This window comes from Marinomonas foliarum (assembly GCF_003337275.1).
Classification (GTDB): Bacteria; Pseudomonadota; Gammaproteobacteria; order Pseudomonadales; family Marinomonadaceae; genus Marinomonas; species Marinomonas foliarum.
In genome coordinates this window covers 58,452-73,455 of record NZ_QPJQ01000001.1, presented here as the reverse complement: position 1 = coordinate 73,455, position 15,004 = coordinate 58,452, and the positions used below count along the sequence as shown (strand labels likewise).

Annotated in this window: 18 protein-coding genes; 16 read left to right on the top strand and 2 right to left on the bottom strand. The window is 42.5% G+C overall.

The window, feature by feature from the left end; genetic code table 11:
- The first annotated feature begins 234 nt into the window (after positions 1-234).
- The 7 genes from DFP77_RS00345 (at position 235) to DFP77_RS00315 (ending at position 6,631) form a co-directional block, all read left to right on the top strand.
- Entirely contained in the window at positions 235-1,332 is a 1,098-nt protein-coding gene (locus DFP77_RS00345) for an ABC transporter substrate-binding protein (protein WP_114410316.1), read from the top strand.
- Positions 1,333-1,433: 101 nt separating this feature from the next.
- Entirely contained in the window at positions 1,434-2,948 is a 1,515-nt protein-coding gene (locus DFP77_RS00340; RefSeq protein ID WP_114410315.1) for a sugar ABC transporter ATP-binding protein, read from the top strand.
- Complete coding sequence (locus tag DFP77_RS00335; RefSeq protein ID WP_114410314.1) at positions 2,941-3,900, top strand: ABC transporter permease; 960 nt, start codon at positions 2,941-2,943, stop codon at positions 3,898-3,900. The genes DFP77_RS00340 and DFP77_RS00335 overlap by 8 nt, the downstream gene beginning before the upstream one ends.
- Before the next feature lie 3 nt (positions 3,901-3,903).
- On the top strand, positions 3,904-4,854 hold the full coding sequence (locus DFP77_RS00330) for an ABC transporter permease (protein ID WP_114410313.1): 951 nt from the start codon (positions 3,904-3,906) through the stop codon (positions 4,852-4,854).
- 144 nt (positions 4,855-4,998) lie between these two features.
- Positions 4,999-5,658: an SGNH/GDSL hydrolase family protein gene (locus DFP77_RS00325; protein ID WP_114410312.1), complete on the top strand. Its 660-nt coding sequence runs from the start codon at positions 4,999-5,001 to the stop codon at positions 5,656-5,658.
- Positions 5,659-5,972: 314 nt separating this feature from the next.
- Positions 5,973-6,263, top strand: coding sequence for a YkgJ family cysteine cluster protein (locus DFP77_RS00320; protein ID WP_114410311.1), 291 nt, complete (start codon positions 5,973-5,975; stop codon positions 6,261-6,263).
- A 29-nt stretch (positions 6,264-6,292) separates the two neighbouring features.
- Positions 6,293-6,631 carry a thioredoxin family protein gene (locus DFP77_RS00315; RefSeq protein WP_114410310.1) on the top strand — a complete coding sequence of 113 codons (339 nt, stop codon included), beginning with the start codon at positions 6,293-6,295 and terminating at the stop codon, positions 6,629-6,631.
- Between the two features lie 21 nt (positions 6,632-6,652).
- Here DFP77_RS00315 and DFP77_RS00310 read toward each other — a convergent pair whose 3' ends face one another.
- Complete coding sequence (locus tag DFP77_RS00310; RefSeq protein ID WP_114410309.1) at positions 6,653-6,922, bottom strand: hypothetical protein; 270 nt, start codon at positions 6,920-6,922, stop codon at positions 6,653-6,655.
- 121 nt (positions 6,923-7,043) lie between these two features.
- On the opposite strand from DFP77_RS00310, the gene DFP77_RS00305 reads away from it, so the two are divergent.
- On the top strand, positions 7,044-7,973 hold the full coding sequence (locus DFP77_RS00305) for an N-acetylmuramoyl-L-alanine amidase-like domain-containing protein (protein WP_114410444.1): 930 nt from the start codon (positions 7,044-7,046) through the stop codon (positions 7,971-7,973).
- Positions 7,974-8,262: 289 nt separating this feature from the next.
- Here DFP77_RS00305 and DFP77_RS00300 read toward each other — a convergent pair whose 3' ends face one another.
- A complete protein-coding gene (locus DFP77_RS00300; protein ID WP_114410308.1) occupies positions 8,263-8,670 on the bottom strand; it encodes a DUF2721 domain-containing protein in 408 nt (135 codons plus the stop codon).
- 194 nt (positions 8,671-8,864) lie between these two features.
- Between DFP77_RS00300 and paeA the strand changes: the two genes are divergently transcribed.
- The 8 genes from paeA (at position 8,865) to DFP77_RS00265 (ending at position 14,984) form a co-directional block, all read left to right on the top strand.
- Complete coding sequence (paeA, locus tag DFP77_RS00295) at positions 8,865-10,142, top strand: polyamine export protein PaeA (RefSeq protein ID WP_114410307.1); 1,278 nt, start codon at positions 8,865-8,867, stop codon at positions 10,140-10,142.
- 22 nt (positions 10,143-10,164) lie between these two features.
- Entirely contained in the window at positions 10,165-10,767 is a 603-nt protein-coding gene (locus tag DFP77_RS00290; protein WP_114410306.1) for a glutathione S-transferase N-terminal domain-containing protein, read from the top strand.
- A 214-nt stretch (positions 10,768-10,981) separates the two neighbouring features.
- Positions 10,982-11,122, top strand: a complete 141-nt coding sequence (locus DFP77_RS19510; protein WP_181858467.1) for a hypothetical protein — start codon at positions 10,982-10,984, stop codon at positions 11,120-11,122.
- Between the two features lie 484 nt (positions 11,123-11,606).
- Positions 11,607-11,912 carry a DUF883 family protein gene (locus DFP77_RS00285; protein WP_114410305.1) on the top strand — a complete coding sequence of 102 codons (306 nt, stop codon included), beginning with the start codon at positions 11,607-11,609 and terminating at the stop codon, positions 11,910-11,912.
- A gap of 17 nt (positions 11,913-11,929) precedes the next feature.
- A complete protein-coding gene (locus tag DFP77_RS00280; RefSeq protein WP_114410304.1) occupies positions 11,930-12,313 on the top strand; it encodes a hypothetical protein in 384 nt (127 codons plus the stop codon).
- Positions 12,314-12,316: 3 nt separating this feature from the next.
- Positions 12,317-12,733: a hypothetical protein gene (locus tag DFP77_RS00275; RefSeq protein ID WP_114410303.1), complete on the top strand. Its 417-nt coding sequence runs from the start codon at positions 12,317-12,319 to the stop codon at positions 12,731-12,733.
- A 171-nt stretch (positions 12,734-12,904) separates the two neighbouring features.
- The gene (locus DFP77_RS00270; RefSeq protein ID WP_114410302.1) at positions 12,905-14,488 is read left to right on the top strand and encodes an ABC-F family ATPase; all 1,584 of its coding nucleotides are present in this window, start codon (positions 12,905-12,907) and stop codon (positions 14,486-14,488) included.
- A gap of 103 nt (positions 14,489-14,591) precedes the next feature.
- Positions 14,592-14,984 (top strand): MmcQ/YjbR family DNA-binding protein, encoded by a 393-nt coding sequence (locus DFP77_RS00265; protein WP_114410301.1) that lies wholly within the window; start codon positions 14,592-14,594, stop codon positions 14,982-14,984.
- Positions 14,985-15,004 lie beyond the last annotated feature (20 nt).

Sequence of the window (15,004 nt, the reverse complement as noted above, 5' to 3'; positions counted from 1 at the left end):
ATTCATAGTGAATAATTATTGACTGGTAGATGTTTCGCTGTATATACTTTCTTTCATAGTGGTGGGTAGACGAAGGAAAACTGCTAGTGGAATTGGATTTTTAGAGGGGCTGATGAGGCCAAGTCTGTGGACTTTTTGGATGAGGCGTTTTCTATAGTTCCATATCCGATGAGATGAATTTATGTGTTCGTGGGTTCTAACCCGTATCTAAAAACAAAAAAATAGGAGTAACACATGCGACAGCTACAAAAGACACTAAAATTTGGACTGATACCCTTAATTGTATCTGGTTTCCTAACGAGCATTGCTTTGGCTGAAAGTGATGTGGATATTATTGCTGGTGATGTGATGCAGGGCATTGCCATCAATCCTGATAATACAGCCATTGTTAAAGCTGATTCCTATAAGACAGAAGCGCCTTGGGTTATTGGCATGAGTCATTTTGGTGTCAATGCTAATACCTGGACTGTGCAGGTTGCACATGAAGCGGAATATGCAGCGAACTTGGATGGTCGCATCACAAAGTTCATTATGCTTGATGCTGGTTTTGACCAAAGGAAACAGGTTGCCGATATTGAAGATCTGATTGCTCAGGAGGTGGATGCAATCATAGTAATGCCCGTGACGACCACTTCTGCTAACCGTGGCATAGAGAAGGCCATCGCGGCGGGGATCCCTGTTGTGCTTCATACTGGACGAATCAATTCTGATGCCTTCACTACTGAAATTCAAGGTGGTGCTGAGCATTTTGGTAAGGTAATGGGGGATTGGCTAGTTGATCAACTGGATAAAAGAGGAAATATTTGGGTATTGCGTGGACTTGCTGGACACCCTGAAGATACCAACCGCTACAATGGATTATTACAGTCAATCAAGGGTACTGATATCAAGATTGTTGCTGAAGGTTACGGTGATTGGCAATATGATAAAAGTCGTAATATCTGTGAAACGCTTTATTTGAGTAGCCCAAATGTAGATGGAATCTGGTCTTCTGGGGCGGACATGACCCGTGCTTGTATTGACGTTTTTAAACAGTTTGGTGCAGATATTCCTCCTATATCAGGTGAGGGAAATAACGGTTATTTTGAGCAATGGATATCCGATGGCTTTCCTTCAATTTCACCTGAGTATAGTCCTGCTCAAGGTGCCGCAGGTATTCGAGCTGCTGTTGCACTGCTGGAAGGCAAACCACTTCATCGTAGCTATATATATCATCCATCAGGATGGGATCGTGAGCGAGCAACGAAACAATACCGTGAGGATCTCTCAGCAAATGTTTGGTGGCCATCAGAGTTGTCAGAAGAGCTATTGCTGCACTACTACGACAAGTAATACAACACTCTCTTGGTTGCGTGGTACTGGAGGGTGGTACATTCCAGTCTCCAGTATTCGTCGAACAATAAGCAAATCACCCAAACATAGGAGAAATTAAGTTGACAATTATTGTAGAGATGCACGGGATTAGCAAAGCCTTTGGACATAACCAAGTGCTAAACTCAGTTTCATTCTCGCTGAATTCTGGCAGTGTGCATGCTTTGATGGGTGAAAATGGTGCTGGAAAATCCACTCTTATGAAAATTCTTGCTGGCGTGCATCAGCCCGATGCCGGACAAGTCAAGATTAATGGCCAAAAAGTTAATCTTCTGTCCCCTCGCGATGCTCTTGACTCTGGTATTTCTACTGTTTTTCAGGAGCATTCGCTTCTGCCTAATCTATCAATAGCTGAAAATATGTTTCTTGGTCGAGAGCCGCTAACTCGCACTGGGGCAATTGATTATGACGCTATGATACGGGATACACGTCGTGCTTTGGATGAGTTGGGGCTTGACCTCGATCCAACCCGACTTGTCTCAACGCTGACCATTGGCGAGCGACAGTTCGTAGAGATTGCTCATGGTATTGAAGCTGACGCCAGCGTGATGATTCTTGATGAACCAACTGCCGCACTTAATGCCGCAGATGTTGAGGTGCTCAATACTAGTATTCGTAAACTTTGCGAACGTGGTAAGGCGGTTGTCTATATTTCACATCGGATGGAAGAAATCTTCAATATTTGCGATACCGTGACGGTTCTTAAAGACGGAAAACTGGTTGGTGAACAGGCTATTTCTGACCTCACACCTAATGTATTGATCGAAATGATGGTTGGGCGGGAGTTAACCAGCCTGTTTCCAGCACGCTCGACTATGGCGGGAGAGGTGGTGCTGGAACTAAAAGACATACAACTCACGGAAAACGCCCGTCCACTTTCGCTAACATTACATAGAGGTGAGATAGTTGCCCTTGCAGGCTTAGAAGGTCAGGGGCAGCAAAAACTTTCGCGTGCGTTGATCGGACAGCATGCACTATTTTCGGGTCAAATTAGGGTTAAGGGGGTGATTTTGGAGTTACCGTTTTCTGGTATTACGGGTATCCGTCGTACTCAAAAACTTGGTCTTGGGTTTGTGCCTGAGGATCGAAAGGAAGAGGGATTGTTTTTGGAACTGCCGATTTTACATAACATTGTTATTGGTCTGCACTCTCGCCGCGCCGCTATTGCCCTTGTTCGAAAATATCGGCCCGTAGTTGCAGATATTATGCAGTCGATGAACGTCAAAGCGCCAAATGCCAATGCGAGAGTTCGATCCTTGTCCGGAGGCAATCAGCAGAAGGTTTTACTTGGACGCTATTTGGCTGCTAAGACTGACATTCTTGTTATTGAGGAACCGACGCGCGGAGTGGATATTGGGGCTAAGTCGGAGATTTATCGATTATTAAGGGAATTTACTGAGCAAGGTGGTGCGATCCTTGTTCTTTCTAGAGAAACTCTCGAACTGATTGGTTTAAGTGACCGATTGTATGTCGTGCATGAAAATACCATTGTCGCTGAAATGTTGGCGATTGAGGCCACAGAGCACAGTATCCTCAATGCTGCCTTGAAAACTGATAAGAAGGCCCACTATGCGTAAGTACATTGATATTTTGACTCGTCGGAATACACGCCAAGGTGCATGGGGCTTTCCTCTCCTAGTTTTTCTAGGGATCTGTGTGTGGTTGTCTTTTAATACAGCACGTTTTGCGACGATAGAAAATGCTGAAAACCTGATTGCTCAGGCGATGCCTTTGATCATAGTAGCTATTGGTCAGATGTTGGTGGTATTGGTTGGAGGTCTTGACCTATCCGTTGGTGCGGTGATCAGTTTTACCACGGCTATCTTGTCATTAGATGCACCGACAATAGTTTTACTCCCTGTAGTTTTTGTTCTCGCTGCATTGGTCGGACTGATGAACGGTCTGGTCGTGACACGTTGTAACGTGCATCCGATTATCGCTACATTAGCAATGCAATATATGTTGCTGGGGGCTACACGTCTGATCCGTCCTGTGTCAGGCGGTGAAATTCCTCAATTGGTGCTTGACTCCGTTTCAGGTGAGTTCTTCGGTATACCATTTCCCGTTTTCTGGGGGATCGTCGTTGTGCTTATTGCTTGGAAATTGCTCTACAGATCTCGATATGGACTACACCTGTTTGCTATTGGCGGTGGGATGGCTTCTGGTCAAACCGATGCAGCTCATAATTTCGGCATTGCCGTTCGTCGAAATATTGTACTTGCCTATGTTGGGTCTGCTTGTTTTGCCACCATCGCTGGTATCTTTTTGGCTGGGAGAATTACTTCTGGTGATCCGAATGTTGGATTGCTGTTTGAGCTTGACAGCATTACTGCTGTCGCGTTGGGCGGTACTCAATTGTCAGGTGGTGTTGGCAGCCTACAGGGAACGGTCATTGGTGCGTTAGTACTGGCACTCATGTCGAACGGGATGAACCTAGTCAATCTTTCGCCCTTTGTTCAAACCGTTGTGAAAGGTGGAATTTTACTCATTGTCGTCGGGTTACAGTCCCGCAAGAAAATGGGGCTTTAAATTATGTCCAAAATTCAATTGCAGACCTTAGTTCAGCGAGTTTTACGGATTCCACCATCTTATTTGGTTTTCATTTCCCTGTTCTTGATCCTATGGCTGACACGACCACAAATGCTAAATCTGAACATTTTGGGTGTGTTTCTCCGTCAAGTAGCCCCTCTTGGTATTCTTGTACTAGGTCAGTTGCTAGTAATGCGGGTGAAATCGATTGATCTTTCGGGTGGGGGGGTAATCCTGCTGGTCAATTATTATATTTCCTCGGGCATGTTTCCCGGTGCATCTCTTCCTGCCTTTATATTTCTCGCGGTTGCCACGGGATTTATCGTCGGAATGTTTAACGGTTGGATGATCGCTAAGCGACGTGTGTCTGCAGTGATCGTGACACTCGCGGTGAGTATCATTTTGATCGGGATGGTTCAGTTCCTATCCAGTGGGAGTCCGCCGGGAAATGTACCGACATTTTTAAGAGATATCTACAACACCCGTACGGGAGTCATGCCTAATCCGGTCATTTTCTGGGCATTCTTGACTTTGATTATGTCGTTGTTCCTATCGCTTTCTGTCTATGGTCGATTTGTAACCTCAGTAGGGGAGAGCGCAGAGGCGGCACATTTCTCAGGGGTGCCTGTCGAGCGGACAGTCATAGTGGCACATACAATGGCGGGCGTTATTGCCGGAATTGCTGGTTTGGTGCAAACCGCATCTATTGCCGTAGGCAGTGTTCGAATTGGTTTAGATCTGCCTATTCTCGCTGTGGCGGCGACGATTCTTGGTGGTGTCGCCTTTGGTCGCGGTGAAGGTGGTGTATGGGGACCTTTCTTTGGTGTTTTATCCTTCTCTTTGCTATTTGTTGTGCTGACCATTTATGGCGTAGGCGAGCCAGGGAAACTGGTTGTGCAAGGCGTGATCATTCTTTTGGCTGCTGTATTTTATGGAATACGGTCCAAAAGTTAAGCGGAATGAATAAGAGAATAGCCCTTGGAAGAGTGTGGTGGGAATCTGAGCCGTTTTCGCTGATATGGGTAGCATCACGCCCCATTATATTATGGTCTATAACCAATTTGACTAAACACAACTAACTCAAAAAGGACAAATAAAATGACGAATAAAAAGAGCATACTTTGTTATGGGGACTCTTTGACTTGGGGCTGGATACCAGTCGAAGAGGGGGCTCCGACTTGCCGTTACCCTTATGAACAGCGTTGGACAGGCGTGATGGGAGGGTTATTAGGTTCGGATTTTCATGTAATTGAAGAAGGTTTGAGTGCACGTACTACATCGTTAGACGACCCCACTGACCCACGGTTGAATGGCTCCAGCTACCTGCCTTCCGCGCTGGCCAGTCATCTTCCGCTAGATCTGGTTATTATTATGTTAGGCACCAATGATACAAAGGCTTTTTTTCACCGCTCTGCGTTCGAGATAGCGAATGGTGTTTCTAAATTAATTGGGCAAGTGATTAGTTGTGCTGGTGGTGTTGGTACATCGTATTCGGCGCCTAAGGTTCTTCTCGTCGCACCGCCGCCACTTGGTAAATTGAAGCATATTTGGTTTCAAGGCACATTCGAAGGAGGGCTTGAAAAAACATTGGAACTGCCCAAATATTATGCAGCCTTGGCTGACTTTATGAACATCGAATTTCTGAATGCTGGCGACTTTATTACAACTGACGGTGTGGATGGCATCCATTTCACGGTCGAAAATAACGCTGCTTTGGGCAAGGTAATTATGGAGAAAGTTAAGATGATTTTCTCATAGTTTTTCTATGTAATTAGCTGCTATTAATAGGATATGCACACAAACTTGATGGATAAAAATAAGTGGTATTTTACCATGGTGATATTTTGTTTCTCACGGAAGAGGACTTCACCTTAAGAGATAGGTATTAATAAACTAGTTTGCATGGTATGTCTCCTTTTTTATTTAAATAACCACTCTGTTTTCATTGAATTAAAGAACCGCAGTGCTCGTAGGGGATAGATATCTTCCACACCAGATCGAGTGTACTATTGCTTATCGAATGGTTAGGCCACTAACCAACACTGTATTTTTCTAGGTGGTACAGAATAACGATGAATATCGAATTGAAAAATATCTCTACCAGTGATGTGGTCTGCTCTAACTGTCAAGCTTGCTGCTGCCGGATGGAGGTCATGATCATCAGTGATACTGGTGTGCCTGATAAACATATTTCGGTGGATGAGTGGGGTGGGGAAACCATGTTGAGATTAGACGATGGTTGGTGCTCTGCCGTTGATAGAGAGACCTATCTTTGCACTATTTATGAAAACCGTCCGTGGATTTGTCGTGAGTTCGAAATGGGATCCGATGAGTGTAAGGAAGAGTTTAATGTTATCAGGTAGAGGTGAATCATAGTCGCAGGGGGAGTTTTATGAACGCAACGCAATTTGGGTTTAATCCAGAATACGCAGAAGAAGCGCCAACGCTTGATGAGATTAATAGTCTAAAAGGTGTGGCCGTTTTGGAGTTCGGGGCGCCTTGGTGCGGTCATTGTCAGGCTTCTCATGATGCCGTGAAAGAAACCATGCAATCATATTCAGATATGGCTCATATCAAGGTATTTGACGGTAAAGGAAAACGTTTGGGGCGCCAGTTTGGTGTTAAATTATGGCCGACCTTAATCGTTCTGAAAGATGGTCAAGAGGTGAGTCGTATTGTGCGTTTTACAGCCTCTGACGCCGTTCGCAAATTATTGGACACAGCGATTTAAGACACGAAGGAAGCAGAGTAATTAAACGGTTATATCGATGAGGCGACCAATGGTTTTATCGGATGAATCTATTACTTTGGCATTGGCTTGCGCTTCTAACACGCTGCTTTTTGCTTCGATTAAGCCATCTTGAATTGGTGAACCGTAAAGTCCAGTATCCTTGGTGTCAGTTGGTTGGCTCAAGGTTCGGGTCGATGCGTCAGCTACTTTTTGGCTTGCTTGGTCTAGCTTGTCTTGACTACGCTGTAGGCCTTGTTGACCATAGATAAATGACGAGTTATTGATTTGCATAGTCGTACCTTCATTCCGCATTATTTGATAAGTCTAGCACAATAGAGTGTTCGTTTTTTAGACAATGATTGTTTTTTTATGTTTTAAATTGAAAGTAGCTTGAATGGAGCTGTTGGGGCGTATGAACATGGTTATTCAAAAAGTCATTGCTGCTATTACACTTATTCTTTTTTTGTCACCTGCAATGGCACTGAACTCACTTGATACTGCAAACAAAGCACTTTTTTATCAAACTATAGACAATAGCTCTGCTTTGCCCAATGCAGAGAAAATAGACGCTTTAAGTCGTACCTTGCTAGGTTCTATCTATGTGGGCGGTAGTGTTGGAGAAGGTGAGCAGGGTAAATATGACAAAGATCCGTTGACCCGTTTTGATGTGTTTGATTGTACTACCTATGTTGAAACTGTGTTGGCTGGCGCTATTTCTAGTACGTCTGATGAGTTTCAGTCAAACTTACAAAGTATTCGCTATCGAAACTCGAACGTTGATTTTGTTTCTCGTAATCATTTTCCGAGTGTTGATTGGTTTCGCAACAACCAAGATAAGCTAATGGACATCACGCCGGATGTTGGCCATGGCCAAGCGCGGGTTGCGAAGGCGATGATAGATAAGTCTGCGTGGTATAAGTATCTTACTGGTGATGTGCTGCAATGTGATGCCGATTCTTCTAGCGAATGTCTAACTTTGTTGAATCAGTTACATGATGAAGGCCGTATTTATTCCGCAGAGCCTGCTTATATCCCTTATGTACCATTAACGGCGCTGTTTGGTGGTAACACAAATGAGGTTAATCAGGCACTTTTAGATCGTATCCCTTCTGGCAGTGTGATCAGTATGGTACGGCCTAATTGGGATATAAAGAAATACATTGGTACGAATATGAATGTCTCGCACCAAGGTCTGGCTATTCGTAAAAACGGTACCTTGTTTCTTCGACATGCTAGTTTGACGAACAAAAAAGTAATAGATGAAAATTTCTCAGATTACTTCTCTCATTACTCTAAAACCTCTTCTTTAAAAGGCTTTAATGTTCAAGTATTAAGACGCTAGCAGCTTAAGGAAGGTGCGAATAAGTCTACTAAGCCTCAGTCTTTCAGAGAAATCGTCAAATAAGGCGCGACTCTGAAGGAATGTAGGTACCTTTCAAAGAGTCGCAACGATATGTGGCCTGTTATTTTTAATAGTAAGCTCTGAAAGACCCGCAGGGCATGGCCTAAAAGGCTGTATTCTTTGTTGAGCACCTCGAAAATAGAACCACTATTCACATTCGCTACTCGCCTCGAATAACAGGCTTTTATCCACATGCTGAGACAAGAGGGCTTGTTCGCACCTTCCTTAACTATTTTTTGCGACTGCTCTTTTTAAAGTTAGTGCTGAAATGCTGAAGGTGTAGCTCCAATGCATCGCAAGAAATAGTGATCTCGCGCACAGATAAATACAAAGAATACATTAGGCAGATTAGGCTCGCCCCGAAAATGTAACTGCCTATTTCTTGGTACTCAAGGTAGATTGCCATCATAGATAATACACACAGAAAAAAGCTAATCACCCCAGCTTCTTGCATGCGTCTTATTAAATAAATACGTTTACGTAAATTTGTAATTTGATCTGTTGTGTTTGCGTCTTCAAGTTTTGGGTCAAAGTTACGAATAATTGATGCTAGTGTGACAAAGCGGTTCGTATAAGCCAAAAGCAATAAAGAAACGGCGGGGAACAACATTGCGGGAGTCGTTAGAGTGATAATCATGCTGGGTCCTGCTGATCAATAAATAAAGACAGTGTTTTACGCTGTTTAGTTACCTTATATTACGCCTTCAATGTGTTTTTTTGAACTGCGTTTACCCCTTCTGAAAGTATAAAAAATAAGCATTGTATCGTAGCAACTTCCTTCTATAATGCGGCCTATATTGACGTTCTGTCTTTCGATATAAAGAGAAAAAAATGAGTGATGTATTTAGTATAGGATTGCTGATAATTGCTGGAGCTTTGTTTGCTATGGCTGAAATTGGCATGGCGGCGGCTAGGAAGATTAAGCTGCGAGTCTTAGCGGATGAAGGCAGCGTTAAAGCGCAAGCTGTGCTTGCCTTGCAACAAAAACCAGGCGCTTTTTTTGCCATGATTCAAATTGCGCTGAACGCTATTGCTATCTTAGGTGGTATTGTTGGTGAACAGGCTCTGACGCCTTATATAAAGCAGCTTGTTAGTTTGCTTTATGCTGGACCTTTATTGGATCAAGTTAGCTTTGTTGTTTCCTTTCTGTGTCTGACGTCACTTTTTATTCTATTTGCCGATCTATTACCTAAACGCTTGGCGATGATTATGCCAGAAGCTGTGGCAATTCGAATGGTCACGCCTATGCTCTGGGTGACCTTTCTATTGACACCAGTGGTTTTTCTATTTAACGGTTTTACTAACTTGGTTTTACGTTTATTTAATGTGCCTATTGAGCGCCAAGAAGTCGTTACTACTGAAGACATTGTTGCCATGATGGATGCTGGCGCAGAAGACGGCAGTTTGCAGAGCCAAGAATATCAATTGATTGGCAATGTATTCGAATTAGAAACTCGAAACATTTCTAGTGCCATGACGCCACGAGATCAGATTATCTATTTTGATATCGATGACAGTAGTGAAGAGATCAGCCAAAAGATTATTGATCATCCACATAATGACTTTTTAGTTTGTAACGGCAGTTTGGATAAAATCGAAGGCATTATTGATTCGAAAGAAATACTACGCTTGGTGCTTAAAGGTGAGTCAGCACAAATCAAACCTGAAAAAGTGGATAAAGAGGTTTTTTATCTACCAGAAACCTTGACGCTTTCCGAGGCGCTTAATGCATTTCGAGTAGCGCCACAAGCTTTTGCTGTCATCGTGAATGAATACGCAACGATTGTCGGTATTGTAACGGTGAAAGACTTATTAGGTGGCTTTATGGGTGGCTTGTTAACGCCTCATGATGAGGAGCAAATAGTACAACGTGATGCGAACTCTTGGTTGATTGAAGGGTTAACGCCGATCAATGATGTGATGCGCAGTTTGAATATAGAAGAGTTCCCTGATCGTACTCAATATGAAACGCTTGGTGGTTTTATTACTTACAGCTTAAAGCGTTTGCCAAAGCGCACGGACTTTTATGTCTATGACAGCTATAAGTTTGAAGTATTGGATTTGGAAGGCGTCAGAGTTGAACAGCTGTTAGTGACTAAATTAAAGTAGCAACGTAAATGGGATGGACGGTATGAAATTAGTTGTTGGAACATTGTCGACTTGGTCACTACGGGCGTATCTTTGCAGTCAAATTGCAGGTATCAAACTGGACCTTATCCCAATTAATTTAGAAGCCAAAGGCTATAAAGCTGAAGTATTGAAATACTCGCCGACTGGATTGGTGCCAGTATTGCTGGTGGATGATGATGTTGTACACGATTCTTTAGCAATTACCGAATACCTTAATGAATGCTCCAATGGTGCACTTTATCCTAAGAATCAGTCTGAAAGAGCACAAGCAAGAAGCCTTTGTATGGAAATGCATTCAGGCTTTATAAATCTGCGTGGTCAATGCGGGTTTACCTTTGATCCGGTCTCTCCGTTGGATAATTTATCGGATGCGATGAAAAAAGAGATTGAGCGTATTGAAACGATTTTTGCCCAAGCAAAAGGACCTTTTATGTTTGATCAAGCGGGTGCAGTAGATGCTTTTTATGCGATTCTTGCCTTCCGTCTAAAAGCGTATGGAGTGTCTTTGGATGGTAAAGCAGGTGAGTACCAGCAAAGTTTATTGGGCTGGTCTTTGTTAAACGAATCGTTAATGCTTGCTCGTCAATGGTCTATTTGTAGGTAAAAGCTTGTTTGATAGTGCCTTATAATCTTCATAGTGTGGCTATTGATTGAATGAAATGGTCACTTATTCTGCATAAAGCACTCCAACGTCAAGAAAATCAATAATAATCCTTCGAATAGGGAAAGATACTTCCTTTAGGCTATGTTGACGATTACTTTAGTTTTTCGGTGTTAGGATGATATTTCCAAAATCATGAAAGATGAGGGAAGCGGAAATGTCTCGTTTAATTAAAAAGCTAATGAACGTACATGTATTTAGTCGTCGTACTAAAGAGCCTGTTGATATTGAAACAGGAAGCCATTCAGACATGGATGATTGGAAAGGATGGGATGCTTGGGTAGATGTTAAAAAATAAAGTGTTCCAGTTTAAAGATTGAAAAGCTTTGGCTGATACCTGTAGATAGGAGTCGATATGAGTCTATTCTAAAAGGGCAAAGAGCATACCTGTTGGTTGTATGCTTACTGCCCTTTTTTATTGTCAGAAAAGCTGATAGGAGATCATTGACCAATATATCTAAATATTATTTTCTCAATCTGTGTGCATTTATGTCTAGCCTCTAATAGCTTAAAGATTAACGATAAAAAAAGGAAAAGGGAGGCGTTATGATGTGTGGCTTTGACCATCGCGAATTAACCGCGTAGTGTAAATAGGGAAAGGTAAGTCGATTTTTAATGTATAGCTTTTAAATTATGTATTTAAGCATTTAGCTTTAGAAAATCTTAAAGTGATATGCATAAACCTTTTTAATTTATTTACTAAACTATAATAGTTTAGTTCAGTTTTTTGTCGCTACGTTGGCGTTGAAAAGTTAATTTCAATTCTACAAGGAGAATAAAGAATGGCTACAACAACCAAGAGCACGACCCAATCAAAGGCACATGAGAAAGTAGACAGCGCAGCAGAAGCAGCGCATAAAGGTGTAGATAGTGCCGCGCAAATGAAAGAGCAAAGCCAAGAGCGAATTGAAGAAGTTGCTCATCAGATTAGTGAGCAAGCACATAAAATTGCAGACACAGCTAAGAGCCAATCTGAAAAAGTGTCTACAGCGGTTGGTGAATATGCCAAGGAACACCCAGTTAAAACAATTGGTATTGCATTTCTAGCAGGCGCTTTAGCGGCTAGTCTTCTAAGTAAGCGTAAATAAATTTAGGAATTGTATTGATGGAAAAACCGCAGCACTCTGACGCTGACTCAGATCAAGAAAAATCTGACTTTGATGAGGTTATTGGCACTCACAAAAGCTGGTTAAAGAGTGTATTAGGGCTAGGAGCGTTAGAAGCAAAATTATGGGTGACATCCAGTGCCCAGCTCCTTGCCTTAATGTGTGGTGTTATCTTTTTGTTGCTCACTACTTGGTTATTAATTATTGCAAGCAGTGCGGCTATTGCATGGAGTTATGGTTTTTCTTTGGTCGGAATTTTATTAACGGCAACATTAGTGACCTTTTTAAGCTCTATCGTTTTGCTGTATTTGGTGAAACAAACATTGAAAAGCATGGATTTCACCCGTACTTTTGATGCCATTATTCCAACAGAAGATGAGTAATATATGTTCGGCCTAAAGCGAATGCGTCAGCAAAGAGAACGTTTATACTTTCGTACTCAAATCTTGGAAAAACGTGCCAAGGCCTCTCGTGATAAAGCAGTTGATAATCTACTCGATAAAGCAACCAGTCCAACAGGTTTACTTGCCAGTTTTGTCTTAGGCGCTAGTACTCAGCTGGATATCACTCGAAAAGCGAGAAAAAATCTATTAAATGGTGCGAGTCGAGATGTATTAAGCTTTTTGATCTCTCAAGCGAGTGCTTACATGACTGCTGAACCCCCAAACCCAAAGCCGGAAGACTCAGAGCGGGCAGAAGATGCCCCAAAAACGTCAGACCCAACTGAGAATATACCTGACAGCGGTGTTGTAAAAACCGATCAGGATATAGAAGACGTCTTTCCAAGTAAGAGCAAAGTATAGAGATCTTGTCTTCTTTAACGCTTTCTTAAACTAGTTTGGTAAAAAACCACCTAATCCCTCGACTTTATCCCCATAAATCACTATATTCGCCCACCTTTATGTTTATATTTTGTACGCTGACTTAGTGGCAAATTTAAACGGCTTTCTATTTTCTTTTTTCAGGACTTTCTTTTGATCTCCACGGCTAATATCACTATGCAGTTTGGCGCAACGCCATTATTTGAAAACATCTCAGCGAAATTTGGCAACGGTAATCGTTATGGCCTAATTGGCGCCAACGGGTGTGGCAAGTCTACTTTCATGAAAATTCTGAGTGGGGCGCTGACGCCAACGTCAGGTAATGTGTCTATCACACCGGGTGAAAAAGTTGGTACCTTAAGTCAGGACCAGTTTGCGTTCGAAGAATACTCTGTAGTTGACGCCGTGATCATGGGCGATGTGGCGTTGTGGAAAGTAAAACAAGAGCGTGATGCTATTTACTCTAAGCCAGAAATGAGTGAAGAAGATGGCATGCGAGCTGGCGAGCTAGAAGCAGAATTTGCCGAGATGGATGGCTATAGTGCTGAAAGCCGCGCTGGTGATATCTTGTTGGAAGCGGGCATCGAAGAAGAATTTCATTTTGGTCTAATGAGCCAAGTGGCGCCGGGTTGGAAGCTTCGGGTCTTGTTAGCGCAAGCCTTGTTTGCTAATCCCGATATTTTGCTGTTGGACGAACCTACCAACAACTTGGATATTCATACCATTAACTGGTTGGCTGGCGTACTGAACCAGCGTAAGTGCACCATGATCATTATTTCCCACGACCGCCACTTTTTGAATTCTGTGTGTACTCACATGGCGGACATAGACTTTGGTGAGTTGCGTATTTACCCAGGTAACTATGAATACTTCATGGAAGCCTCGTCTTTGATTCGCGAGCAATTATTAATTGAAAACGCGAAGAAAAGTGCAGAAATGGACGATCTTCAAGCTTTCGTTAACCGTTTCTCAGCCAACGCATCTAAGGCAAAACAAGCCAGTTCTCGTGCGAAAAAACTAGAAAAAATTGAACTGTCAGAAGTAAAACAGTCTAGCCGTATGACGCCTTCGCTAACTTTTAAGCAAGATAAAAAACTTCACCGTCATGCTTTGATCTTAGAAGATTTAGGCCATGGTTATGATGAACTGCTATTTTCTGGCGGTAATATGATTTTAGAAGCTGGCTCTCGATTGGCGATTATCGGTGAAAACGGTGCCGGTAAAACGACTTTCTTGCGTTGCTTGATGAATGAACTAGAAGCCAAGCAAGGTGAGATTAAATGGGCTGAAAATGCCGTTATTGGTTATTGCCCGCAAGACAGTACAGAAGACTTTGATTGCGATTTAACCTTGTTTGACTGGATGTCGAAATGGCGTACAGTAAAACATGATGATTTAAAAGTTCGTGCTATGTTGGGGCGTTTGCTGTTTACCGCGGATGACTTCAATAAAAAAGTACGAGTTTGTTCTGGTGGTGAGAAGAACCGCTTGCTGTTTGGTAAGTTGATGATGATGGATCTAAATGTCTTAGTGATGGATGAGCCAACTAACCACATGGACATGGAAGCCATTGAGGCATTAAATAATGCGTTACTCGACTTTGACGGCACGCTGATTTTTGTTAGTCATGACAGGGCGTTTGTATCATCGTTGGCGAATCGAGTGATTGAAATCAAAGGGCAAAAGGTTATTGATTTCCAAGGCACTTACGACGAGTACCTTGCTCATCAGGGCTGAGCTTGCTTAAGTATCCTTCTATATAAAGCCGTTTACTGACATCCAGTAAACGGCTTTTTTGTTTTATACTGATAACAGTTTTAAACCTTGAAAGGGAGCTATTTTGGACTCAACAACACTTAAAAAATATCTGCTTTCTAAGCCCGAGGCTGAAGAGTATTACCCATTTGATGATTATACTGCCGTCTTTAAAGTGCAAGGTAAGATGTTTGCTTTATTGATAAAGAAGCAAGGATCGCCGCTCTTGAACCTTAAGTGCACCCCGGATCATGCTATTGAATTACGCGATATTTTCTCTGATGTTATTCCTGCTTATCATATGAATAAGCGACATTGGAATTCAGTTGTATTGTCTGGCGATTTGCCAATGGGGGAGATCCAAAGGCAAATCGATCATTCATACAGTTTGGTTGTTAGGAAGTTAAAAAAGTCCGTTCGAGAGGGCTTGGAAGTCCGGTATGGGAAACCCGCTTTGTACGGTGATATGATTTTCTAGAAAAACAGCCAGAAAATATA